Source organism: Spongorhabdus nitratireducens (assembly GCA_947387575.1).
Classification (GTDB): Bacteria; Pseudomonadota; Gammaproteobacteria; order Pseudomonadales; family Endozoicomonadaceae; genus CANDOC01.
Genome location: CANDOC010000002.1, coordinates 80,413 through 104,537 on the forward strand (window position 1 = coordinate 80,413; position 24,125 = coordinate 104,537).

Annotated in this window: 20 protein-coding genes; 6 read left to right on the top strand and 14 right to left on the bottom strand. The window is 50.4% G+C overall.

Annotation, left to right across the window (positions count from 1 at the left end; all coding sequences use genetic code 11):
- Nucleotides 1-71 precede the first annotated feature (71 nt).
- The 4 genes from ispH to ACYZZ0_RS05045 all read right to left on the bottom strand — a co-directional run bounded on the left by ispH (nt 72) and on the right by ACYZZ0_RS05045 (nt 3,212).
- On the bottom strand, nt 72-1,019 hold the full coding sequence (gene ispH, locus ACYZZ0_RS05030) for a 4-hydroxy-3-methylbut-2-enyl diphosphate reductase (protein WP_461535496.1): 948 nt from the start codon (nt 1,017-1,019) through the stop codon (nt 72-74).
- Nucleotides 1,009-1,506 carry an FKBP-type peptidyl-prolyl cis-trans isomerase gene (locus ACYZZ0_RS05035; RefSeq protein WP_461535497.1) on the bottom strand — a complete coding sequence of 166 codons (498 nt, stop codon included), beginning with the start codon at nt 1,504-1,506 and terminating at the stop codon, nt 1,009-1,011. Before ACYZZ0_RS05035 ends, ispH begins: the two co-directional genes overlap by 11 nt.
- Complete coding sequence (gene lspA / locus ACYZZ0_RS05040; RefSeq protein ID WP_461535498.1) at nt 1,503-2,009, bottom strand: signal peptidase II; 507 nt, start codon at nt 2,007-2,009, stop codon at nt 1,503-1,505. The genes ACYZZ0_RS05035 and lspA overlap by 4 nt, the downstream gene beginning before the upstream one ends.
- A gap of 66 nt (nt 2,010-2,075) precedes the next feature.
- Nucleotides 2,076-3,212 carry an MFS transporter gene (locus tag ACYZZ0_RS05045; protein ID WP_461535499.1) on the bottom strand — a complete coding sequence of 379 codons (1,137 nt, stop codon included), beginning with the start codon at nt 3,210-3,212 and terminating at the stop codon, nt 2,076-2,078.
- A 191-nt stretch (nt 3,213-3,403) separates the two neighbouring features.
- Here ACYZZ0_RS05045 and ACYZZ0_RS05050 point away from each other — a divergent pair, with 191 nt between their 5' ends.
- Together ACYZZ0_RS05050 and ACYZZ0_RS05055 are read left to right on the top strand one after the other, a co-directional pair.
- On the top strand, nt 3,404-4,051 hold the full coding sequence (locus tag ACYZZ0_RS05050; protein WP_461535500.1) for a hypothetical protein: 648 nt from the start codon (nt 3,404-3,406) through the stop codon (nt 4,049-4,051).
- A 125-nt stretch (nt 4,052-4,176) separates the two neighbouring features.
- The gene (locus tag ACYZZ0_RS05055; protein WP_461535501.1) at nt 4,177-5,013 is read left to right on the top strand and encodes a formate dehydrogenase accessory sulfurtransferase FdhD; all 837 of its coding nucleotides are present in this window, start codon (nt 4,177-4,179) and stop codon (nt 5,011-5,013) included.
- A gap of 24 nt (nt 5,014-5,037) precedes the next feature.
- Here the strand turns inward: ACYZZ0_RS05055 and ACYZZ0_RS05060 are convergent, their stop codons facing one another.
- The 5 genes from ACYZZ0_RS05060 to murJ form a co-directional block, all read right to left on the bottom strand.
- Nucleotides 5,038-6,552 (bottom strand): hypothetical protein, encoded by a 1,515-nt coding sequence (locus tag ACYZZ0_RS05060; protein WP_461535502.1) that lies wholly within the window; start codon nt 6,550-6,552, stop codon nt 5,038-5,040.
- Nucleotides 6,553-6,684: 132 nt separating this feature from the next.
- The gene (gene ileS, locus ACYZZ0_RS05065; RefSeq protein WP_461535503.1) at nt 6,685-9,507 is read right to left on the bottom strand and encodes an isoleucine--tRNA ligase; all 2,823 of its coding nucleotides are present in this window, start codon (nt 9,505-9,507) and stop codon (nt 6,685-6,687) included.
- A gap of 131 nt (nt 9,508-9,638) precedes the next feature.
- Entirely contained in the window at nt 9,639-10,568 is a 930-nt protein-coding gene (gene ribF, locus ACYZZ0_RS05070) for a bifunctional riboflavin kinase/FAD synthetase (RefSeq protein WP_461535504.1), read from the bottom strand.
- A 169-nt stretch (nt 10,569-10,737) separates the two neighbouring features.
- Nucleotides 10,738-11,907 (bottom strand): Na/Pi symporter, encoded by a 1,170-nt coding sequence (locus tag ACYZZ0_RS05075; protein WP_461535505.1) that lies wholly within the window; start codon nt 11,905-11,907, stop codon nt 10,738-10,740.
- Nucleotides 11,908-12,116: 209 nt separating this feature from the next.
- Nucleotides 12,117-13,727, bottom strand: a complete 1,611-nt coding sequence (gene murJ / locus ACYZZ0_RS05080) for a murein biosynthesis integral membrane protein MurJ (protein ID WP_461535506.1) — start codon at nt 13,725-13,727, stop codon at nt 12,117-12,119.
- 273 nt (nt 13,728-14,000) lie between these two features.
- Here murJ and rpsT point away from each other — a divergent pair, with 273 nt between their 5' ends.
- Entirely contained in the window at nt 14,001-14,267 is a 267-nt protein-coding gene (gene rpsT / locus ACYZZ0_RS05085; protein ID WP_461535507.1) for a 30S ribosomal protein S20, read from the top strand.
- Between the two features lie 129 nt (nt 14,268-14,396).
- Nucleotides 14,397-15,650, top strand: a complete 1,254-nt coding sequence (locus tag ACYZZ0_RS05090) for an MFS transporter (protein WP_461535508.1) — start codon at nt 14,397-14,399, stop codon at nt 15,648-15,650.
- 5 nt (nt 15,651-15,655) lie between these two features.
- Here ACYZZ0_RS05090 and proB read toward each other — a convergent pair whose 3' ends face one another.
- The 5 genes from proB to ACYZZ0_RS05115 all read right to left on the bottom strand — a co-directional run bounded on the left by proB (nt 15,656) and on the right by ACYZZ0_RS05115 (nt 23,290).
- On the bottom strand, nt 15,656-16,780 hold the full coding sequence (gene proB / locus ACYZZ0_RS05095) for a glutamate 5-kinase (RefSeq protein WP_461535509.1): 1,125 nt from the start codon (nt 16,778-16,780) through the stop codon (nt 15,656-15,658).
- Between the two features lie 129 nt (nt 16,781-16,909).
- Nucleotides 16,910-18,112 (bottom strand): Obg family GTPase CgtA, encoded by a 1,203-nt coding sequence (gene cgtA / locus ACYZZ0_RS05100; RefSeq protein WP_461535510.1) that lies wholly within the window; start codon nt 18,110-18,112, stop codon nt 16,910-16,912.
- A 181-nt stretch (nt 18,113-18,293) separates the two neighbouring features.
- Nucleotides 18,294-18,551, bottom strand: coding sequence for a 50S ribosomal protein L27 (rpmA, locus tag ACYZZ0_RS05105; RefSeq protein ID WP_461535511.1), 258 nt, complete (start codon nt 18,549-18,551; stop codon nt 18,294-18,296).
- A gap of 21 nt (nt 18,552-18,572) precedes the next feature.
- Nucleotides 18,573-18,881, bottom strand: a complete 309-nt coding sequence (rplU, locus tag ACYZZ0_RS05110; protein ID WP_461535512.1) for a 50S ribosomal protein L21 — start codon at nt 18,879-18,881, stop codon at nt 18,573-18,575.
- A 284-nt stretch (nt 18,882-19,165) separates the two neighbouring features.
- A complete protein-coding gene (locus tag ACYZZ0_RS05115; RefSeq protein ID WP_461535513.1) occupies nt 19,166-23,290 on the bottom strand; it encodes a hypothetical protein in 4,125 nt (1,374 codons plus the stop codon).
- Between the two features lie 10 nt (nt 23,291-23,300).
- On the opposite strand from ACYZZ0_RS05115, the gene ACYZZ0_RS05120 reads away from it, so the two are divergent.
- Both ACYZZ0_RS05120 and ACYZZ0_RS05125 read left to right on the top strand, forming a co-directional pair.
- Nucleotides 23,301-23,615 carry a hypothetical protein gene (locus ACYZZ0_RS05120; protein ID WP_461535514.1) on the top strand — a complete coding sequence of 105 codons (315 nt, stop codon included), beginning with the start codon at nt 23,301-23,303 and terminating at the stop codon, nt 23,613-23,615.
- Nucleotides 23,616-23,801: 186 nt separating this feature from the next.
- The gene (locus tag ACYZZ0_RS05125) at nt 23,802-23,975 is read left to right on the top strand and encodes a hypothetical protein (RefSeq protein WP_461535515.1); all 174 of its coding nucleotides are present in this window, start codon (nt 23,802-23,804) and stop codon (nt 23,973-23,975) included.
- Nucleotides 23,976-24,125 lie beyond the last annotated feature (150 nt).

Genomic DNA, 24,125 nt, shown 5'->3' on the forward strand with positions numbered 1-24,125 from the left:
GCCTCTTTCAGGACATAAAAAAAGCGCTGTTCCCGGTTTGAGTACAGCGCTTTCTCAAAGCAGTCAGATGGTCAGCTGACTTGTTCCAGCCTCAGTTCCTTCGGCATGGTGAAGGTAACATTCTCTTCCCTTCCATCCAGTTCCTGCGGCAAGGTTCCACCCAATTCCTGCAACCGTTCAGTGACTTCCCTGACCAGTACTTCAGGCGCGGAAGCACCGGCAGTAATACCAACTGCAGTTTTACCTTCCAGCCACTCAGGTTTGATCTCGGAAGCATTATCCAGCAGATAAGCCTCGGTACCACAACGCTCGGCCAGTTCCCGCAATCGGTTGGAGTTGGAGCTGTTTACAGAGCCTACGACCAGTACCAGGTCACAGTTCTCTGCCAGCTCCTTGACCGCATCCTGCCGGTTCTGGGTGGCATAGCAGATATCATCCTTGCGCGGCCCCTCAATATTGGGGAAACGGACACGCAGGGCATCAATCACTTTGGCAGTATCATCCATGGACAATGTAGTCTGGGTAACAAAGGAAAGATGATTTTCGTCCCGGACTTCCAGACTAAATACATCCGCTTCATTTTCTACCAGATACATATCCCCACCATGGGAATGATCATACTGTCCCATGGTGCCGACAACTTCCGGATGCCCCTGATGACCAATCAGAATGCATTCCCGACCATCACGGGCAAATCTGAGTACTTCCATATGAACTTTCTTGACCAGTGGGCAGGAAGCATCAAATACTTTCAGGCCACGACGCTTGGCCTCGTCTTCAACCTCACGGGAAACGCCGTGGGCACTGAAGATTACAATGGAGTCATCCGGCACTTCGTCCAGTTCTTCCACAAACACCGCACCCCGTTGCTTGAGACTGTCCACAACGAATTTGTTATGCACAACTTCATGGCGAACATAAATCGGCGGTTCAAACAGGTCCAGCGCCCGGTTCACAATATCAATCGCCCGGTCAACGCCGGCACAAAAGCCACGGGGGTTGGCCAGTTTAATCTGCATTCACGGTCTCCCCGGCAGATGCCGGTTGTATAGTTTCGGCTGTGGCAGGTTCTGCCGGCAGCACTTCAATAATTTCCACCTGAAACTTTAGCGTATGTCCGGCCAGCGGGTGATTGAAGTCAATCACCACATGGCTGTCACCGATTTCCTTGACCACTCCCGGAAGTTCTCCACCTTCCGGAGCCGTGAACCCGATGACCAGTCCTTCTTCCAGCTGGATATCACTGAAATTGTCTTTGGGCAGACGCTGGCAGTTCTGCGGGTTTGGCATGCCAAAGGCTTTTTCAGGCGGAACATCAAAGATTTTGTTATCACCTTCGGTCAGTCCCAGCAGGCAGGATTCAAAGCCTTCCGGCAGGTTGCCATCACCAAAGGTCAGGCTCACCGGCTTGTTGGTAAAGGTACTGTCCACTACATCGCCATTTTCCAGACTCAGGGAAAAATGCAGGGTGATACGGCAGCCGGGAGTTATTACGGTTTTATTCATGATGCCTGTTTCCGATGGCGAAAGGTATCGACAATTAACATAAACGCACCGATATTGATCGCAATATCAGCGATGTTAAAGGCAGGGAAATAGCTGCCTTTATAGTGAAGCAGGATAAAATCCACGACATGTCCCAGTACCGCCCGGTCGTACAGGTTGCCCAAGGCGCCACCAAGAACAAATGTCAGGGCAATAGCCAGCCAGGTTTCACCCTCTTTCAGACGGCGAATCCAGATCACCAGCACGACACTGACAACCGCAGCAATACCGCAGAAAAACCAGCGTTGCCACCCACCGGCATCGCTGAGAAAACTGAAGGCCGCACCGGTGTTATAGGCCAGTGTCAGGTCAAACACTGGTAGAATCGAAAGCCGCTCGTATAGATCAAAGGCACTGACAGCCCAGTGTTTGATTACCTGATCCAGCAGGATCAGTGCAGCAGCCAGCCACAGCCACTTCTGTTGTGCCGGTTTGGAAGAAATCGATTGTTCAGTAGTAGTCATGACATATCCGCGAATAAACTCAGGCTATATTAGCTGTCTCGCCTTCGGATATGAACCGGCTGCCCGTCAAAGCAGTCGCCTGATGATGAATAACGCCAATACCAGCGTACCGGCCAGATAACCCAGCAGAACTTCCCAGCCAGCGACCATGTACAGTTCGCCGGGCAAAAGGCTGCTAAAGGAGCCTCCCATATAATAAAAGCTGAGATAACAACCGCTTGAAGTGCGCTTATGCTGTTTGAAAACCCCATGAAAGCAGGCTGAAAGCAAACTATGAAGGCTGAAGAAGCTACCGCAAAGCAGTGCCACACCCAGTAAACAGACCCAGTAATTTTTGATACTGAGTATTCCAACAGCAACAAGCAGTGCACCTGTCGCTGCCAGAAAAACTGAACGGGCCCCCCCCGTTTGCTGCCAGACTTTGGGCATACTGAGTGAGCCGATCAAAGCCAGAATGTAACCACTGTATAGAAACGATATTTCCGCCGTGGAAATATCCGGTTCGAGGTCTCGAATATGGAACGGCAGGTAGTTCAAAGACGAGACAAATACTGTCGCAGCCAGAAAAATGACAAGATTGGCAGCCCACATTGTTTTGTGACTCAGCACCGTACGCAGGGCATCCAGCACACGATCAGAGTCTGTTGCTGGTACCGGCACTGTGTTCTTAAGAGTTAGTAACCCCGGGGTAACCAAAAGCAGGCTACCTCCCAGTAGCAACCATACCAGCGAGTGATACCCATGACTGATCAGGTAGCCACTCATCCCGCGGCTGACAATGGACCCGGCGACAGAGGCAATCACATACAGCATAACCGCCTCCCCTTTTTCCGAGGTATCAGCCAAAGCAGACATCAACGCCGGTACCGCCGCTGCAAACAGCAAACCTTCGATATACTTGATGGTCAGGGCAGACTCAATATCAGCAACAAAACCAAACGCCAACTCAGCCAGCGCAATCAGGGGAATACAAACCAGCAGCAGCTTCTTGGAGCAGATATTTCTGAGAAAAACCGCACAGGGCAGCGCCAGCACCGCCAATGAAGTCATCACACTGGTAATCAGGCGGGAACTGGTAACCGTACCGGTCTGAAAATAATCAGCCAGATAGGGTAACACCGGCTGCGGTGCATACAGGCCGGCAAACACGAGAAATGTCAGGCTGCAAAGAACCGCCTGTTGAATTCTTACTGACAACTCCATCAATGCCCTGCCTGCCGGAAAAGCAGAAAGTTTACAACAACACGTTCAGAAACAACTGAATAAATAAAACAGTCAACGTAACTTCACTGCCTGCCCATTCAATCTTCGATCACAAAAGAGGAAATGCGTTCATACTTTGTATTTCAGTCTTCCTGAATGAAATCCCTCACTCCAAACAGAGCTGAAAATCCATGCCTCTTTCAGCGAATCTGATTACTGCAGAAAAAGTTATTCAACATATTCGCAGTATTATTCTGACATCAGCTAACAAGCCTGAAGATATTTCACATGCAAGGGTATACCGCTCCGTATCGCAGATTGATTTACTGGCCCGATATACCAATCTTCGAATCGAACATGATATGGCCTTTCAACTGGGCTCCGAAAAAAAACCCGAACAGTGGATTCTAAGTTGCGCCGAACAGGCTCGTCGCTTTGGCATTGGTAACTGTTTTGAACAAGCCTGCTTGGGGTATCAATATGTTCGGAACGCCGAAGATATTACCCTGCCGGTAGCCGTGACATCCCTCTATCAATATGAGCAGCAAGGTGTACTCACACCTTATGATCATACCTTCCTACTGCTCGGAACCTATCTGCAGCCACCCGCCTGTTTGCAGGTTTATCTGGACGAGCCGCCCGCCATATTGGGTAAAGAAAGTGTAATTTGTGACCCCTGGGCAGGTTACAGTTATGGTATTTTTTCCAAAGAGTTTCCCGGTCGTATTCGGGATGTTTTACGAGAAATTAAATCAATTTATAAAAAAAGCTGGGATATACCGGATACGATTTACTTTCATCAAAAATGTTATTTTTCTGTAAATAATCACCTTCGATAATTTACGTCTGATGACTTATAGCTAACATCATTGTAAATTAGGCCAAAAGCCTGAAAATAATTTTAAGAAATTTACTTTCTGTGCCGAGTATTTTATAGAACGTAGAGTACAATAGTGCATAATTCTTGACAGGCATTGCAGAAGGCAAGAACGGGCAGCACGGAATGGCTATTAAAGAAGCTGAAAAGTTACAGAACAAAAAAGTCTACCGTTATGACGAAGTCACCCTGCCGGTAGAAGCCAGCCTGTTGCCATCTGAAGTTCATGTTGCCCTGAGCTATGATGGCGTTACTCATGTCGTCATGATGGCAACACCTTCAAATATGGAAGACTTGGCGTGGGGCTTCACGCTCAGTGAGAACCTTGTCCCGTCTGCAACCAATATTTATGATGTTGAAGTCAGCATGCGTCCTGGTGGCATGCTACTTGATGTCAAATTAAGTCATGCCAATCTGATCAAGCTGAAACAACTGCGCCGTAATATGCAGGGTCGTTCCGGCCACGGCCTCAAAGGCAGCGAAGCATTATCAGCCAGCAACCCGCCATTGCAGCCTTTACCAGAGAGCTCTGTACCCAACCCCATACATTTTTATAAATTGCAGGACCGCATCAGGGAATTGCAGAAAGATGAGTTTCTGCTGGAACCACTGCACAGTGCCATGTTGATAAATGAAGCAGGTAATATCGAACTGTTTATGGAGGATATCAGTCGCCATAACGCACTTGATAAAGTGTTCGGTGCAGCAATCCGGAATATGCGGGACCTCACCAATGCCTGTGTTGTGACAACCAGTCGCTGCTGTATCGAGCTGGTGCAGAAAACTATTCGCATGGGTATTCCCTCACTGGCAACACTGGTGCCACCTTCTTCTTCTGCTGTTAAAACGGCGCGTCAATTCAACTTGAACCTGATATATCTGCCTGAATCTGACTACCCCAAGGTGTATAGTGGGAAGCTATGAGCAGCCCACTGTAGCTCCTGAAGTTTACATTCTACGCTTCATCCTGTTGGTTCCGCCTCCTCCAAAGCTCCAAGCCTCTGAACTGCCGGTGTCTGGAGGGGTATCTAAGCCTCTAAGGCTATCAAACTCTTTCTGCGATACCACACCAATGCCACCGCCTTTATTTCCTCCCTTGCTTGGGGGGGTCGGTTGGTAGCCTTTCGATCCTGTAGAATATCCTCGCGGAGGCGTATAACTTGAGGTTGGCTTCTTGTAACCTTCCGTCCTCTCAGGTCTACGTGGAAGTACCATTTCTGTTACTGATGACGGAGCCTTAATAGTCTCCTTCTTTTTGCCCCCTTTATCCTTTGCCATGCTTGTTACAGGTGCAGCAGCTGATGGTTTCGGAGGTTGTTTAGGGCTCTGTGGCAAGTCAGATGTCACAATTGTTTTTTGCTTGGCTTTTTTCTCTTTTTTAGGCTTCCCACCTCTACCCACAGTAACCCATAATCCACCCGTATCGTGTGCTATGTCATGCGCTCCTGCGACACCAAGCTCAGATGCAGGAGTTTCATTGAGAACCACAATAGGCTCTTTCATCCGATGCTCTTTATCTTTAGCATCACGTAGTTCTACAGCTTTACCTGTAACTGTTGCAGTATCTTCTAACCTTCTAGCTTTTTCTTCTCTTTCTTTTAGCTCTCTTAACTCTCTTCTTTTCCTGGAAGACATTCTTTTCTTCTTTTTTTCTCCTCCTTGCTCTACTTCTTGTTTTTGTTCTTTTATAATTTTTTTGCCTTCACCATCCGGGCGAACACTATCAGAATGACTCGTAGCGGAATCCGTTACCAAACTGCCTTCTTCTTTTATGAAAGGTTGTTTTACTTCAACAGTTTCCTCTACTTTGACTATTTCCGGTGGATCAAATGACAGGCAAACATCTAACCCTGCATGTTGGAATGAGCCCGAAACACCACTAACCCAACCATCTTTATTTTTGAGGCCCATAAAGTTAAGCGGTACAGGCTTTGGCATTAGCAAGCCTCGAAAAACAAGGGATGCTTTCTTTAACACAAGGTAATCTGAAAATCTGTATACCTTCACATCCTGACAGTGCCTGGTTTTAAAATCTTCACCTGCATGAATAGTTGAAATGTCGAACGGGATTTTTGGTAGTTCACCAAGACAATCCTGAATACCTTCATGACGATTAAAAGTAATATTCTCTACGCCAACAAAATAAATATAAAAGGCACCTAACTCACCTGCCTCTATCATAAAAACAGCAGGAACTTTCACCAGCTTTATAACTGCAAACCCATCTTCACCATCAGGACTAATTATTTCTGTAAAATCCATTGGGCAGTATGATAAAGGCGTGTCTTCTGTTTTTTTCAAATGTGACTGGAATCGGAAATGATGCTCCGGTTTATATCCAGCAGGCAGTGAAATAACGAGGCAATATTCTGAAGCTGCCCGAACCTGAGCGGAATATACAGGAAAGAGAAGCATCCCGAAGATCACCAAGATACCAGCCTTGCACCGCATCATTTTTGTCATCTTTTTTTGTTTATGTGGGATAACAATATAGACGTTTCTTTCAGACTTTCAGGCTCTACCGGATCAGCTTTATTTACCTCCAAAAAAAAGGCACCTCAATGAGATGCCCTGTTTTCAAATCAGGTTTCAGTATCAGGCAAAGTGTCTGACTTCACCCTCACCTTCAACGTTGGTCACACAGCGACCACACAGATCAGTGTGCTGCTCATTGCTGCCTACGTCTTCACGACGGTGCCAGCAGCGGTCACATTTTTCATGACCAGATTTGGCAACAGCAACCTTGAGGCCTTCAACTTCGGTTTCAGCCGCATTTTCAGCCGCTTCCAGCGCAGCCAGATCAGCGCGTGAAGTGATCAGTACAAAGCGCAGCTCATCACCCAGCAGCTCCAGATCAGCGCGAACTGCATCGTTGGCATACAGAGTTACTTCAGCTTCCAGGCCACCACCGATCACACCTTCCTTACGGGCATCTTCCAGCGCCTTGTTGACCGCAGTTTTAGCTGCCATCACACGATCCCAGTAGGCGCGATCCAGTTTGGTTTCACCCAGCGGCTGCAGACCTTCATACCAGGTTTCCAGCAGTACATGTTCGCTGCGCTCGCCCGGCATCAGCTGCCAGATTTCGTCAGCGGTAAAGCTCATGACTGGTGCAATCAGTCGTACCAGCGCTTCAGTCACATGGTACATAGCGGTCTGACAGCTGCGACGGGCCAGACTTTCGGTCTTGGTGGTGTACTGGCGATCCTTGATGATATCCAGATAGAAACCACCCAGATCCTGGGCACAGAAGTTGTGTACCTTCTGGTATACACCGATGAAGTTATATTCATCGTAATGTGCTTTCACCTGTTCCTGCAGCTGCAGTGCACGGTCGACTGCCCAGCGGTCCAGCGGCAGCATATCGTCCATGCTGACAGCGTTTACTGCCGGATCAAAACCGTTCAGGTTGGACAGCAGGAAGCGAGCAGTGTTACGGATACGACGGTAGCTGTCTGCAGTACGCTTCAGGATTTCATCAGAAACACACATTTCACCGGTGTAGTCAGTGGAAGCGACCCACAGGCGCAGGATGTCAGCACCCAGACTGTTTACAACTTTCTGTGGGGAAACCACGTTGCCCAGAGACTTGGACATCTTGCGGCCCTGAGCGTCTACGGTAAAGCCGTGAGTCAGCAGCGCCTTGTAAGGCGGTACACCTTTGGCGGCAATACTGGTCTTCAGGGAAGACTGGAACCAGCCACGGTGCTGGTCAGAACCTTCCAGATACAGGTCAGCCGGGAATTGCAGCCCTTCACGACGGTCAACCACGGAAGAGTGGGTGACACCGGAGTCGAACCATACATCCAGCGTGTCGGTAACCTTGGTGTACTTGTCGACATCTGCAGCCGGGAGTACTTCAGCCGGGTCCAGATCAAACCAGGCATCGATACCGGCTTCTTCCACCTTCATGGCAACCTTTTCGATCAGCGCCTGAGTATCCGGATGCAGCTCTTCGGTTTCCTTGTGGATGAATAGCGCAATCGGCACACCCCAGGTACGCTGACGGGAGATACACCAGTCAGGGCTCTGACCCAGCATGGATTCCATCCGCTTGCGACCCCAGTCTGGCGTGAAGCTGACACCTTCAAGAGAAGACATGGCGCTGTCCAGCAGGCCTTCCTTGCTCATGCTGACAAACCACTGCGGAGTAGCACGGAAGATCAGCGGAGTCTTGGTACGCCAGCAGTGCGGGTAGCTGTGAGTCAGCTTGGCCTGATGCAGTACACGACCGTTTTCAGTCAGGACTTCCAGCACCTTGCCGTCTACCTTGTAAACATGCTCACCGGCAAACAGCTCAACCTGTGGACGGAATACACCGCTGTCATCCAGATAATTCAGAGTGCTGATACCGTAACGACGGCCGACATTAAAGTCGTCCACACCATGGTCAGGCGCTGTATGAACACAGCCGGTACCGGCATCCAGAGTCACGTGATCACCCAGAATAACCGGCAGCTGACGCTCATAGAAGGGATGCTGAACCGGTTTGTTTTCCAGTGCTGCACCCTTGGCACGACCCAGAATACGATACTCTTCAGCGCCATAGCGCTTCATGGCATCTTCAGCCAGCGCTTCAGCCAGAATCAGGCGTGCTGGCGCACCATTGATTTCGCACTGCACCAGCACGTAGTCCAGTTCGGCACCGACGGTAACCGCCTGACTTGAAGGTAGGGTCCACGGGGTAGTGGTCCAGATAACAACAGCAACTTCACCTTCACCCTGGTCAGCATCAAAGCTGAATGCACTCAGCATATCGTCCTGATCAACAACAGCGTAGCGCACGTCGATCTGGGTAGAAGTCTTGTCCTGGTATTCAACTTCAGCTTCCGCCAATGCAGAGCCACCCACGACACTCCAGTAAACCGGCTTGTAGCCTTTTACCAGATGACCGTTTTCAGCGATCTTGCCCAGGGTACGAATGATGTCCGCTTCGGTCTGAAAGTTCATGGTCAGGTAAGGGTTGTCCCATTCGCCCTGAATACCCAGACGGATAAAGTCTTCGCGCTGGCCTTCAACCTGCTTCATCGCATATTCACGGCACTTGGCGCGGAATTTCTTGTAATCCACTTTGTCGCCGGCCTTGCCGATCATGCCTTCGACTTTGTGTTCGATTGGCAGACCGTGGCAGTCCCAACCCGGAATATACGGTGCATCAAAGCCGCTCATGCTTTTGGCTTTGACAATAATATCTTTCAGGATTTTGTTAACAGCATGACCGATATGAATATCGCCGTTGGCATAGGGAGGGCCGTCGTGCAAAACAAACTTTTCACAGCCGGCACGGGCTTCACGAATCTTGCCGTACAGGTCCATTTCCTGCCAGCGCTTGAGCATATCCGGCTCGCGCTTGGCCAGATTGCCGCGCATGGGAAAGGCCGTTTCCGGCAAATTCAGTGTATGTTTGTAATCGCTCATTTCATCAGCTCAAAAAGGGGTTTTGCTCAAAAGCCAAAACGGACGATGCAATCTCAAACAATAGCTCAGGGCATAAACCCTGACAGTCAGGAAAGATTGCATCTCGATATCAATGGGTCAGCAGCAACAAATCAGTTGTTTGCAGCCAGAATATCCTGCGCGTCGCGCTGGTCAACCTGAATAGCTGCCCTGAGCGCATCCAGGGAATCAAACTTGCGTTCATCCCGGATCTTTTTCACATATTCAACATGAATACGCTTGTCATAAAGGTTGCCGGAATAACCCAGTAAATGGACTTCCAGCAATGGTGTCTTACCCGAAACGGTGGGGCGTATGCCAAGATTAGCAACCCCGGGCCAGGTTTGATTATCGACAGTAACCCGAACCGCAAAAACACCGGACATGGGAATACGGCGGCGCTTCAGCTGAATATTGGCGGTCGGGGTGCCCAGCGTGCGCCCGAGTTGCTGACCAGATATCACTCTGCCGGACATACTGTAGCGATGCCCCAGCAACTCGGCGGTACGTTCGAAGTCTGCCTGCTGCAGGCTGTGGCGAACCAGTGTACTGCTGACCCGGTCACCGTCAACAATTACACTGCGGGTATTATTGACGCCGAATCCATATTGCTGGCCAGCCTGTTCCAGCCGGGCAAAGTTGCCGGCCCGGTCACTGCCGAAACGAAAGTCATCACCGACTACCAGATGCTTCACGGCCAGTCCGTCTACCAACACCCGCTGAATAAATTCATCCGCTGAAAGGGAACGAAACAGCTTATCAAACCGGACCACCAACACCTGATCGATGCCAAACTGTTGCAGCAATTCGATTTTTTCACGCAGGGTGCTGATACGGGCCGGCGCCTTTTCCGGCGTAAAAAACTCTTTCGGCTGAGGTTCAAACAGAATGACGCAGGCATGAGTATTCAATGCCGAGGCCTTCGCGCTCAACTGCTGAATAATATCCTGATGTCCAAGATGTACGCCGTCAAAGTTGCCGATGCTTGCAACACATCCCTTGTGGCTTTCTCTGATTTTGTGCAATCCGCCAACTAACTGCATGCACTCCTACACCGTGTTCCGCAATGGGCAAAGGAAGGGATTATATAGTAGAGCCTCTGAACGAACCAGCAGCGACGAGAGCACAATTTATACCCCCTGAAACGACAAAAGCCCTGCAAATGCAGGGCTTCCGAGAACGTTTTTTTCAGGCTTTAATCTTGACCAGTGATTAACCGACGATCAACAACAGCAGACCGGGAATCACGAAGAAAGCAGAAGCGATGTAGGCCAGGGCCAGGAATTTCCGCTTCACCGCCAGTTCTGCCAGGCTCTCGGACAGCTTCAGCGGAATATCTCGCAGGAATGGTACAGAGTAGATACCCACCACTGCAGATACGTTAAACAGCAGGTGAACCAGCGCAATTGTCAGAGCAGCTCCAGCCAGCGGACCGGTTACTGCAGTTGCTGCCAGCAGTGCAGTAATGGTGGTACCAATGTTGGCACCCAGCGTAAACGGATACACTTCACGCAGCTTGAAGAAGCCATTACCGGCCAGCGGTACGATCAGACTGGTGGTGGTAGAAGAAGACTGAACCAGTACAGTCACTGCAGCACCTGAGCAGATACCGGAGATCGGACCACGACCCACTGCACTCTTCAGAATGTTTTTGGCACGGCCTACCAGCACCTGGCGCAGCAGTTTACCCAGCCAGGTCACAGCCAGCATGATCACCGCCACACCAATCAGGATCATCATGATGCCGCCCATGGTGGAAGACAGCGGAGACATCATTTCAGCAACAGACTTGATGACCGGCTTGGTGATCATCTTCATGAAGTTGTAGCCGCTCATATGCATATCCGGGCCGCCAGCCAGCAGGGATGCAATATAGGAGCCTGCTTTTTCCAGGAAGCCGGTCGCCAGTTCCAGAGGCAGCAGAATCAGTACCGCCATCCAGTTAAAGAAGTCATGCACGGTAGAAGCAGCGAATGCACGCTTGAACTCTTCACCGTTACGGATATGACCCAGGCTGACAATAGTATTGGTAATCGTGGTACCAATGTTGGCACCCATGATCATCGGTACCGCCATGGATACCGGCAGACCACCTGCAGCCAGACCAACAATAATGGAGGTTACAGTACTGGAAGACTGCACCAGTGCAGTTGCCAGAGCACCTGCGAGCAGACCCAGTACCGGGCTGCTGGCAAATGCAAACAGTTGCTCCGCACCGGCTGCTCCACCGGTGGCAAGCTTGAAGCCACTGCTAACCATTCCTACGGCTACCAGCAGCATGTAAATCAGCAGGGCGACACCGCCCCAAACAAACGGCTTGGTATTCGTCAGCTTGATCGCTTCCGTTTGTGTCGTTTGCTTGGCAATGACCGCATCAGTCATGAGTGTTTAAACCTTTAGTTGCCTTAATATGAAAAAATTCAAACGTTCTATCTAAGTGGCGGCGTCAGAATATGAATAAATTGTGACAGAATTATTACATCACAATGAATCAGGCTGACCGACCGGTAAATTGCGACTAACACGCATAAAAAAACGGCCACCGCGGTAGTCTCCACATCGCGATAGCCGTTAGCCACTCAAGCTACTGTTTAATGCTTAAACTGCCTCGGTCGTACGCCAGTTACGAGCAACATCAACGCATAGACGAACAGACCGGCAACGACGAGAATGGAGAGATTTTCCACTCGTTGCCACAATCCCCAACGCAGCCATATTTCAGGTGCCTGATTGAGCCAGAACAGCACGCCGCCCATGGCCAGATTGGCAATCAGCAGCTGTAATCCAAACTTCATCCAGCCCGGCGTAGCCCTGAACACACCCGTCCGATAGAGTCCCCAGAACAGCAAACCGGCATTCAAAAAGGCAGATAGTGAAGTCGCCAGTGCCAGACCCGCATGTTTCAGCGGGAAGACCAGAATCAGGTTGAAGACCATATTGGCCACCATTGCCTGTATTGCAATGCGCACAGGAGTTTTGGTGTCCTGACGGGCAAAGTAGCCGGGCGCCAGCACCTTGATCAGCATAAAGGCCAGCAAACCAAAGGAATAAGCACGCAGACTCAGGGTGGCCATCAATACATCACGGTCCTGCATTTCACCATAATGGAACAATGTAGTGATCAGTGGTTCTGCCAGCAGGAACAACGCAACAGCCGCCGGAATACCAATCAGCATCACCAGTCGCATGGCCCAGTTCAGCGTTGCCGAGAAGGCTTCCGGAGTATCTGCAGCATGTTTACGCGACAGACTGGGAAGAATCACGGTACCGATGGCAATACCAAAGATGCCAAGTGGCAGCTCTGACAGTCGATCGGAATAATAAAGCCAGGAAACACTGCCGGTTTCCAGAAAAGAGGCCAGCACTGTATCCAATAACAGGTTGATCTGACTGACAGAAACCCCGAACAGCGCCGGAATCATCAAGGTCATAATCCGGCTTACACCTTCATGCTGACGCCCCCAGCGCGGCATTGGCAGCAGGCGCAGGCGCATTAGAAACGGTAACTGCAGCAGCAACTGGGCTGCACCGGCTATAACCACACCCCATGCCAGCGCAACAACCGGCACGTCAAAATGAGGCGACATATAGACTGCAGCACCAATCAGGCTCAGGTTCAGCAATACCGGCGTAAATGCAGGAACAGCAAAACGGTTATAGCTGTTAAGAATTCCGCCAGCCAAAGCCGTCAGGGAGATCAGTAATAAATAAGGAAAGGTGATGCGCAGCATTTCACCGGCCAGCTCCAGCTTGACCACATCGTCTCTGAAGCCCGGGGCAAACAGCATGATCAGCCAGGGTGACAGCAACATACACAGCGCAGTCACCGCCAGCAGCACCCCACCCAGCGTACCGGATACCCGGCGAACCAGTTCTCTTACCTCTTCCGGGCTACGTTTAGTGCGATACTCCGACAGCACCGGAACAAAAGCCTGCGAGAAAGCCCCCTCTGCAAACAACCGGCGGAGAAAGTTGGGAATTTTAAAGGCAACAAAGAAAGCATCCGCTGAAGCACTGGAGCCGAAATAGCCGGCAATCACCACATCACGTACCAGCCCCAGTACTCGGGACAGCATGGTCATCACACCCACAACCAGACTGGAACGCAGCAAGCCGCCGGATTTGACTACCGCCTGAGGCTGTTTTTGTGAAGGTTGTGGTGGCCGTTCCCCGGCCTGCTTATCCTGATTTTCTGATTCCATCAGCTCAATTTCATTTGGTTACATGAATATCACAACCGGGTATAACCGGCACATACGGATATTTCTGTCAGGGTAAAGCGTCTATTCTACTCCGGTGCCGCAGTATTCGGCACATTTACATGCCATTGAATGCCTTTTATCCCCTCGTAATTGCTTACGAAGGTACAGAAAATGCCGCTTTCACAAGGGGGGAGAAATATTGACAATGGCGCACCAACGCGGCATAGTCCCGCATCTTAAAAATCCAGGATTAAGCTCAAGGAGCATACTAAGGTGGCAAACTCACCCTCCGCTAAAAAACGCGCGCGTCAAGCTGAAAACCGTCGTCAGCACAATGGTAGCCTGCGCTCCATGGTGCGCACTTCCATCAAGAAAGTCATCGCAGCCGTTGAAGCAGGTGATGTGGAAGCTGCCAAGGCTGCATTCGTAGCTGCTCAGCCGGTTATCGACCGCATGGCCGACAAAGGCATCATCCACAAGAACAAGGCTGCTCGTCATAAGAGCCGTCTGAGCGCCAAGGTTAAAGCCCTGAGCGCCTAATAGATCACCTGATCTATCGAAAACCGGCTTTTGCCGGTTTTTTTATGCCTCTAATCTGCCAAAAATCACCTCTGCTCAAAATACGGCTATTTTAATCTGCCAACAATATCAATAAGTGGCGTATTAACCATGTCCGGCAATATTGACCGGCAGATTCTCTCCCGACAGCAGCTTACCGCCCTGATTTCAGGCAACACCATCGAGTATTACGATTATGTGGTGTACGGACTGCTGACGCCTGTACTGTCAACACTATTCTTTCCTGCCGAAGACCGTCTCACATCTCTGCTGCAGACCTTCATTGCTTTTGCAACAACAATGCTTGCACGGCCCGTGGGCTCAGTTGTTATTGGTTTCATTGGCGATCTGACAGACAGAAAGAATGCTTTATTGCTGAGCAGCCTTGTTACCGGTCTGGGTACATTCTGTATAGGCCTGCTTCCTGACACCTCTCATCTGGGTGTCAACGCAACCCTGCTATTAATTCTGTTTCGAATGATGCAGGGTTTTGGTATGTCATCCGAATTCTGCTCGGTGCTGGTTGTCACAGGAGAAATGGCGCCGCCAAAAAGAAGGGGACTGCTTACCAGTCTGGCCCATAGCAGCGGCATGCTGGGCACCCTGCTGGCCTCTGCCATCGTCACGCTCGTGTTTTTGCTACCTGAAGAAAATCTCTATAGCTGGGGCTGGAGGGTTCCATTCTGGCTTGGAGGCCTGATCTGCCTGACGTCCTGGATTATTCGCAAAAACCTGCCAGAACAAAGACAGACAGGAAACACCCGACAGTTAGGAAAAAAGCTGGTTCACAACTGGATAGCTCTGGGCAGGTTGCTGTTTGTTGTTGCTGGCAACACCACCCTTTACCATCTTCTGTTTGTATTTTTCAGCACTTACCTGATCGAGGTCTTGAGGATATCAACCGACACAGCCATGCTGGTCAACAGTATTAACCTGATAGGTCTGGTTTTTTTCTGTGCGCTGGGAGGCTGGTTGAGTGATCAGTTTGGAAGAAAACAGGTTTATATTGGCAGTGTGCTTTTACAGGCCATCATCGTAGCCCCGATTTTCTGGATAATGTCTCAGGGTAATGGCTGGTACTGCCTCATTGGTCAGGCCACTCTGGCTTTACTGACTGGAATCATTATGGGCTCCAGCAGCGCCCTGTATACCGAGCTGTTGCCAGCAGGCATACGTATCACGGGCACTACTCTACCTTACAATCTGGCCATTCTGGTTTTTGGTGGCACCTCACCATTGATCGCTCTCAAACTGACAGAATGGACAGGACTCAGCTGGTCTCCGGGGCTTTACCTGTCAGGGCTCTGCCTAGTGATCATCTGCTGCCTGATAGGCTACAAGCAACCAGACAAGATAGCTGTCTGAATCAATCAGACCGTGACCAGATTATCCCGGTGAATCAGCTCAGGTTCGGCCACATAACCCAGCTCATCGGTAATACGGCTGCTTGGCAAGCCAATAATCCGGCGAGCTTCTTCAGCACTGTAATTAGAGAGCCCACGGGCAATTTCATTACCGCCGGTATCCATACAGGCCACCATTTCACCCCGGCCAAATTCACCCTGAACCTGCTGTACGCCCACAGGCAACAGACTTTTACCCGCACTGCGCAGTGCTGTCACCGCACCACTATCCAGCACCAGTTTGCCTGCCATCTGCAGATGCCCGGCAAGCCACTGTTTGCGTGCAGCCAGTGGCTCGTTTTCCGGCAGCAGTAATGTTCCCAGACTTTCGGTCTTGTAGAGCCGGGACAATACTTCCGGCTCACGACCGCCGACAATAACAGTACTTGCGCCGGATCGAGCCGCCAGCCTTGCAGCACGCAGTTTGGTTGCCATACCACCACGACCAAGGCGACCACTACCACCACCGGCCATTTCATCCAGTTCAGGCGCCATCGCAAGCGATTCACTGATCAGGGTTGCATCCGGGTTTTGGCGCGGGTCCGCAGTAAAGAGACCGGACTGGTCAGTCAGAATAACCAGGGTGTCAGCCTCTACCAGATTGGCAACCAACGCACCCAACGTGTCGTTATCACCAAACCGGATTTCATCGGTGACTACTGTATCGTTTTCATTAACAACCGGCAGTACACCCAGCTCCAGCATTGAGCGCAAGGCATTACGGGCATTCAGATAACGCTGGCGATTAGCCAGGTCAGCATGCGTTAACAAGACCTGTGCTGACTGCAGGCTGTGCTGGCGAAAACCGGAATCCCAAGCCTGCGCCAGACCCATCTGACCAACAGCTGCAGCGACCTGCAGTTCATGCATGGCATCCGGTCGCTGCTCCCAACCCAGCTGGCTCATACCTGCAGCAATCGAGCCGGAGGATACCAACACCACTTCAATGCCTTGCTGGCACAACCATGCCATCTGTTCAATCCAGCCGGCCATCGCCAACCGATCAAGGCCCTGACCGTCATTGGTCAACAGGGCACTGCCAATTTTGACAACCCAGCGGCGACTGCTGGTCAGTTTTTCCCGATTATTCATGGGTGGGGTCATCTTGTTATGGTTTCAGGGGGAAACTAAGGGGGCACAGGCTGACAGGCAGCCCGAAGGGAAAATACCACTATCCGGCAGGATAAGGATAGTGGCAGTTCCCAACAGAGATCGAGCTAATCAGGGCGCGTAGAAGACTTCCATATCATGGTCGTCATCATCATCTTCGTCATCTTCATTTGCCAGCTTCTCAGCCAGACGCTTGGCCTTGCGCGCTTCGGCCAGCTCCTGAATCCGCTTACGGGCCTGAAGTTCCATCAGGGAGCGCTGCTCGGCTTCAGCTTCAGCATAAGACGGATCGGCTTCCATCATCTGCTTCAGTTCTTCAATATACATCATGATTTCGTGACAGAGCTCATGAGTACCCTGAGAAGATACCGCAGCAGTCTGGTAAACCCGGCCGGTCCAATTCAGGTTTTTGACAATATTGTCACAGATAGACTGACGCTCTTCTTCCGGCAGCAGATCGACCTTGTTCAGCACCAACCAGCGTTCACGCTCAGCCATTGCCGGGCTGAAGGACTCAATTTCATTGATAATGGACTGGGCATTGGCCACCGGGTCACTACCGTCATAAGGTGCGACATCAACCAGGTGCAACAGAATCCGGCAACGGGCCAGGTGTTTCAGGAAGCGAATACCCAGACCGGCGCCTTCAGCAGCACCTTCAATCAGTCCCGGAATATCGGCAATCACAAAACTGCGGTGCTTCTGTACGCTGACCACACCCAGGTTCGGTACCAGTGTGGTAAACGGGTAGCCAGCAACCTTCGGGCGCGCCTGGGATACAGAGCGAATAAAGGTGGATTTACCGGCATTCGGCATACCCAGCAGACCGACATCCGCAATCACTTTCAGTTCCAGCTTGAGGCTTCGAGCCTCACCCGGGGTACCCGGCTTGGTCTGACGCGGCGCCCGGTTAACACTGGATTTAAAACGGGCATTACCCAGACCGTGGAAACCACCCTGGGCCACCTTGACGACCTGACCCACTTGAGTCAAATCACCAATAATTTCATCGGTATCTTCATCGATAATAGTGGTACCGACAGGCACCTTCAGATAAAGGTCTTCCCCTTTTTTACCGGTGCAGTCACTGCCGCGACCCGGCTCACCGTTTTCGGCGTTGTAACGGCGCTGGTAACGGTAATCCACCAGCGTATTCAGGTCGTTTTCGGCCTGCATATAGACACTGCCGCCGTCACCACCATCGCCACCGTCCGGACCACCCTTGGGGACATATTTCTCACGCCGAAAACTCAGGCAGCCATTACCGCCCTTACCGGCTTCAACCTGAATGTGAGCTTCATCGACAAATTTCATGATGCTTCAAACCCCAACTGGCAGGCCCGGCCTGACAAAAACTGAATAACAAATTCATAGAGTACAAATAGCAAAAAGCCCCGTCGCAGACGGGGCTTTTCGGGAGAACCTGATGCCATGAATGCTGACCCTGTCAGCTATTGTAAACCACAATAGTGACGGTGATTCATGGCAACAAGGATCAGGCCGCTTCGATACGAACGTACTTGCGGTTCTGGGCACCCTTCACTTCGAACACCACGCGGCCTTCGGCCTTGGCGAACAGAGTGTGGTCTTTGCCGATACCTACGTTCTCACCAGCGTGGAAACGAGTGCCGCGCTGACGAACGAGGATGTTGCCTGCTTTAACTACCTGGCCGCCGAAACGCTTGACACCAAGGCGTTTACTTTCTGAATCGCGACCGTTGCGGGTACTACCGCCTGCTTTTTTGTGAGCCATGAGTCTACTCCTGGTTCCTTATTAGCCGTTGATACCGGTGATTTTCAGCTCGGTGAACCACTGACGGTGGCCCTGCTGACGACGGCTGTGCTTACGGCGACGGAACTTAACGATAGTTACCTTCTTGCCGCGACCGTGGCTGACAACTTCTGCAGCAACCTTGGCGCCTTCAACAACCGGGGTACCGATCTTGATTTCTTCACCGCCCAGCATCAGAACCTGGTCGATTTCGATGGTTTCACCAGCGGCCACGTCCAGCTTTTCAACTTTCAGTGTGTCGCCTTCGCTGACACGGTACTGTTTGCCACCGGTCTTGATTACAGCGTACATATGAGTCTCCAAAATCCTGTATTCAGCCTTTTTGTCAAAGGCACCCGAAAATCGGGTTTTATTGTCCATCCCAGCCACTGCGCCGCATGTCTTGCCGGGTTCAATGGAACCAGCAAGCGCTGACAAACAGGCTCAGCGGGCGGATTTCGGACAGGGGCGGCATTTTACCTGAAAGTCCCTGACAGCCGCAACACCCAATCCTGAGTCACAACTACTTATCATATATCAGTTATGCTCAGAATCTCCCTTCATCCAAGCCGTCAGCCAGCATGCCAGAACACTGGCTACAATCCTGACTGCTCAGTAATAAATGCAGCTTCCTGGGGCAAAAATTCAGTTGCTTGAGCACCTAACTCCAGCTTGACCCCGGCAATATTCACAAAACCGCCGGTCTGCTTCAGAATATTCCGCAAGAAGCCTGCCAGGCAGACCTCTCCGTCAAGGCTACTAATCTCGTCATATGTAACGATCACTCGATGCCAGTCAGCGGAAGTCATATAGCTATTAACCTGACCTCCGACTGCTGACAATAGCGAAGCAACTTGAGATGCACGAACCCATAAGGAAAGTGTCACCGGCCCACTCGTTACAAAACTATCCGGAGAGACTGACAGGGGCTGACAAATTGCATCAATACAGCATTCAGAATCACGATACTCCAGCCTGAGAGCCGTCTGCACCGGAGCAGGCCCATCATTAATAACTATGCGTACTCCGTTACTTTGTAGATCCTGATTCTCATCCCGGAATAACCAGCATTCATCAAGCTCAGCTATTTCGGGCTCTGGCCTGATATCAAGACCTGCGATTTCAACCCAGTGCCCGGGCTCTGTCAAAGCTACATTCACACTCGTTAGCAGATAAACCATAAGATCTTCTGCTTCAGTCAGCCCCTTGTATTTGATAACCCTGCGCTCCCAGCCCTCTCCTGCCGGACAGCTCTGGAAGCTCAGTGTATTTCCGTCTCGAACCTTACTGATACTGGTATACAGATCCTTATTACCTTGCCCTGGCCCCAAACGAATCCAGCAAGACAATACGATTGGTTTCCCTTCTGCCCCCAACAGTTTTGATGCCGGAATATTTCCGGTTAGCGCCGTAATAGGAGTATTCCCATACTCCAAATGCAGCACCTGTCTACCTGACCATTTGAAGGGACTACTGTCATCTGCTCTTAACGAAAGTTCACCCGCTGTAGAGATTCCTTCAGATGTCCATACAGTCCATTCAGTAAGATCTTCGTTACCGAAGAGAGATCCGGCCGTAAACTGCACTGGGGCAAAATCACTGTTTTTCAGCAGGTTCCTTCCTTGCTGTAATGTATTGTGGGCTGCACTGCTATTAATCGTCTCGGAAGTATGAACAGGAGTATTTGCAGATAAGAGAACCGGGCTTGCGTCACTGCCCTCTTCAGCCATGGCTTCTGCGAGAGTAAGACCCGCATCACCTTCATATTCGATGGCTTCCTGATTACTCTCCTCGACATCAGTGCTGCTAAGCAGTTCTACACCAGCAATCTGAACCTGACCGCCGGAAACAGACAGTAGATTTTCAAGACAGCTCGCAACATAGCAAGTCACATTTGAAGAGGAAACTGATGGCGCTGAGAGCCTGATTTTCTTCCAGCTGGGTCCAACTTCGTAGCTTTCCATTGCCAGAATTCCACCATCGTCACTATTCAGAGAAGAAAGAACAGAACCAGGCTGTGAAGATTTAATCCAGCAGGATAGAGAAAGCCCAGCGACATGATCCTGCTCCGAATCCAGAGTCACGCACTGAGTTAACGCACCAACTGGTGACGCAGAGGCTTCATATTCCAGTAACAGGGCGGTTTTTGTGGGAGCCGGCCCGGTATTGACAATGACACGACCCCTGCCTTCAGCGACAGCACCTTCTGACCAAACAGCCCAGCTTTCTCCGCCAATCACAAGATTCGGCTCATATCGAAAATCAAGCCCGGCAATTTCTACACAGTCACCCGATTTCTTCAGCAGCGCCTGCATTCCAGAAAACAGATAGAAGGTGAGTCCATTCTGAGCAGAGTCACATCCTGCAGGAACTTTTAACCGCCTCACACGGCGTTGCCATTTCTCACCAGTAACCGGATACCCTTCCATACTGATGATACCTTCCGAATTATTAATACTGGTATAAAGCGTTCCGGTACAACCTTCTGATCTGATCCAGAATGACACCACAAAATCCCTTTCAACCGAGTCGTCCACAAGCCCTGGAGCAATATGCTGGGTCAGTGAGTCAATCGACTGTGAGCCATATTCAATACGTATAACCGGCTGATCTACGTCCTGGAAGGGTGTTTCAATATCATCACAAAATATTCCATCACTCTCTGCTACAGGCTTTCCTGCTGGCCACAAGAACCAGTTAGATGGACTCTTAGTATGTAACAAGCACTGTTTTTGGAATAAAGGCGTCTCAAACCCGCTGCTCGCCAGCAAATTGTAATCATCATCAGCATTGTCATACTCCTCCTCGTCCAGAACCGGGGTGTCGTATATCTGATCCTCATCATCATCTGCAAGTCCTACCCAAGGGTTACTAAACCCGCGTGACTTAGGAATAGATGGCCTCAGACTGCCCCTATCAAACTGCGAAGGATCAGCAAGGTTTAGCTCCAGAGGTGAGAAAATAATGAAATCGCTTTCGGTCTGCAGGCAGGGACAACTCTCACTGTCCCCGTCATACGACTCATCATAGATATAAAGCGAAACACTGCGAGATGATGTGATATCACTGTTCAAGTCAAAGCAGTGATCAATATCAAACCATTGTGTCATCCCCAAACCGGGCAGACTTCCAATGCACTGCTCAGCTCCTTCATCCGAGATCAGGTAAAGTGCCAGAGTGCTGTCTACTGGTGCGATAAAATGACCGGAAAGGTGTAGCTGGTGCCCAGCAAGAAGCCCGGGGGCAATTCTAAGTGCCTGAGAGCACACCAGGTCTGATTGCTGTTCCGTTGTAAAGTTTGATTTGAAAGAGACTAACGGATCACCATTCTCCATAGCCCCAATTTTAAGTGTTACATCCTGAGAGCAGGCCCAGGATGTTGACGTACCCGGGAAAAACAACAGAGAAGCATCCGGAGTCCAGTCTTCAGGCGGAGGACCTTCCGGAGGAGGAGGCTGACATACTGAAGAAACATTGTATGTCTGGTCAGTCGCAGATTCATAAATACCATACTCACAATTATCAGTGACTATAGAATCATAAATCTCTTCAGCCGTTTCAGTCAGCGGATTGAAGCCTTCAAGTTTTGGTAGTTCCGTTGAAGCTGAAACATCGGTTGTTGTAGTTGTAACTTCAGATGGAACAGGTGTTGGCGCTTTAGCTGCAGCTGTTTGCTGAACCGGCGTACAAAGAAGACCGGCAGCACTCAGTGGAATCAGTTTGATTCTGGCAAACCTGATAACATCATCTTCACGCTCAAACTGCCTGTTACGGTTCCACATTGGACAGAAAAACAACTTGCTGTCACTGTCAGCCTCTCCCACTCTGAGAGCCAGGTCTACTTGCTGCCACTCACTACTGACAGAATAATCTCCACAGGCCAGCATTTTTGATGTAGTCAGGTCAGCAATACCGCACTGCAGCTTTCCTGGAACTGTGGATTTAACCTTGAATGACACGACAACAAGCGAACCACCAATCGGATAACTGGCATCCAGCATCTGCCTTAACGGTGCCTTGCATTCAGGAACAGGTAATCCGACTTGTCGCCTGACCGTCAGTATCAGCTCATTTTTTCCTTCAACATTAACAAAAGGCCTGTTCAACACGACCCCGGTAGCAAACTTCCAATCAGGCCTTCTGATATCAACAATAGAATTACCTGTTTTAAGCGGATGCCAGGCTGGCAAGTTGTCATTGCTGGTGAATGTAATATGCATCCAGCAATCAGCAGATGTTTCATCTCCACCATAGGGGGACTGTAGCCGGAACGTATAACTATTACTGTCCGTTTCTTCAGCAGGTGAAGTTTTGCCATCCACGCCATGCTTTTTCGTATCAGCCAGCCAGCGCCAGGCAATGGGAGCACTTTTCTGGACATTATCAGGGTCAATTTTTGTCCCATAAATATTGTTATATAACTCCTGAGAACCGGAATCATCTCCAGCGGACCATGTTACTTTCTGCTCAACAGGAGTTTCTTCCTTTCCAATAACAACAGGGGGTGGAGCACTTGGAGGCAGAACCATTGGAAGCTCAACTGTTTCCAGCTCATCAACTATTTCACCCGGTCCTTTTTCCTCATTTTTCACCCGGGCCAAAGGCAACGTATCTGCATTCAGAATCACCGCTGCTGCCGCACTGACTTCAGGGGATGTTGTTGAGGGTACTGTATCTGTTGAAACTGATCCGGTACTGGTCACTACAGATGGCGTAGACACAGTAGTAACAGTGGAACGTGTATCTGTGTTGCGGGAGGTGGAAGACGTAACCACTGCAGGCATTTTTGATGCGCTGGAAACAGTTGAAGAAGAAACATCTTTCACTTTTCCAACGGTGGCCGTCGCTGTTGTTTTCCAGGGTGGAACAGGCTTGGTGCTAGGCGCCGGCGGCACTCTTCCTGAACTGACTCCTCCTCCAAATTTAGCCAGAATGTTCGAGTTCAGCTTTTTTGGAAGGGTTCCAGGCATTACTACATCACGAGTAGTTGAACGTACCGAAGTAAGCGCCTTGCGATCAGCATCCTTCCTTACTATTTTTGCTTGAACTGTCGTACTACTCAATACAGGTGCTGAACTGGAAACAGTTGGCCTGGATACCGGAGGAGGAGGTGCAGGTGGCAGATTTTTCCTGAAAGGTTCGGGGCTTAGATATGCAGAGGCTCCTCCTTCCGGAGGCGCCCATTTATCGGTCGGAGTACTGCTGGTTAAAGTTAAAATAGAGCTCGATGAAGTGGTTGTTGTCAACTTCCCGGTTTCCACTTCAGCCGTAGAATATAACTCACCTTCTGTGTCATCTATCAGAGGAGAGAGTAGTGTTGAATCTGTCGGTGGAGTGGGAGGTGGAGGCAAAGGAGCCGTCGGGGCTGACTTCGATTTCCGCTCCATAGAACCGGAGCTGGATTGAAAAACAAGAGAAGTGGAACTGACAGTACTACTTGATCGAGTCAACCCAGCTCCAGAAGGTATAGCAGGCTTACTCGGCTTGGGAGGTCTACTCAGCCCCAGTAAGCCCAGAATATCACTATCCCCCACACAGGAAGAGTCTAGGTATTTT

Bases quoted from the DNA above. Each gene is read 5' to 3' on its own strand.
- ispH (WP_461535496.1), bottom strand. From the start codon at position 1,019: ATGCAGATTAAACTGGCCAACCCCCGTGGCTTTTGTGCCGGCGTTGAC.
- ACYZZ0_RS05035 (WP_461535497.1), bottom strand. From the start codon at position 1,506: ATGAATAAAACCGTAATAACTCCCGGCTGCCGTATCACCCTGCATTTT.
- lspA (WP_461535498.1), bottom strand. From the start codon at position 2,009: ATGACTACTACTGAACAATCGATTTCTTCCAAACCGGCACAACAGAAG.
- ACYZZ0_RS05045 (WP_461535499.1), bottom strand. From the start codon at position 3,212: ATGGAGTTGTCAGTAAGAATTCAACAGGCGGTTCTTTGCAGCCTGACA.
- ACYZZ0_RS05050 (WP_461535500.1), top strand. From the start codon at position 3,404: ATGCCTCTTTCAGCGAATCTGATTACTGCAGAAAAAGTTATTCAACAT.
- ACYZZ0_RS05060 (WP_461535502.1), bottom strand. From the start codon at position 6,552: ATGACAAAAATGATGCGGTGCAAGGCTGGTATCTTGGTGATCTTCGGG.
- ileS (WP_461535503.1), bottom strand. From the start codon at position 9,507: ATGAGCGATTACAAACATACACTGAATTTGCCGGAAACGGCCTTTCCC.
- ribF (WP_461535504.1), bottom strand. From the start codon at position 10,568: ATGCAGTTAGTTGGCGGATTGCACAAAATCAGAGAAAGCCACAAGGGA.
- ACYZZ0_RS05075 (WP_461535505.1), bottom strand. From the start codon at position 11,907: ATGACTGATGCGGTCATTGCCAAGCAAACGACACAAACGGAAGCGATC.
- murJ (WP_461535506.1), bottom strand. From the start codon at position 13,727: ATGGAATCAGAAAATCAGGATAAGCAGGCCGGGGAACGGCCACCACAA.
- ACYZZ0_RS05090 (WP_461535508.1), top strand. From the start codon at position 14,397: ATGTCCGGCAATATTGACCGGCAGATTCTCTCCCGACAGCAGCTTACC.
- proB (WP_461535509.1), bottom strand. From the start codon at position 16,780: ATGAATAATCGGGAAAAACTGACCAGCAGTCGCCGCTGGGTTGTCAAA.
- cgtA (WP_461535510.1), bottom strand. From the start codon at position 18,112: ATGAAATTTGTCGATGAAGCTCACATTCAGGTTGAAGCCGGTAAGGGC.
- rpmA (WP_461535511.1), bottom strand. From the start codon at position 18,551: ATGGCTCACAAAAAAGCAGGCGGTAGTACCCGCAACGGTCGCGATTCA.
- rplU (WP_461535512.1), bottom strand. From the start codon at position 18,881: ATGTACGCTGTAATCAAGACCGGTGGCAAACAGTACCGTGTCAGCGAA.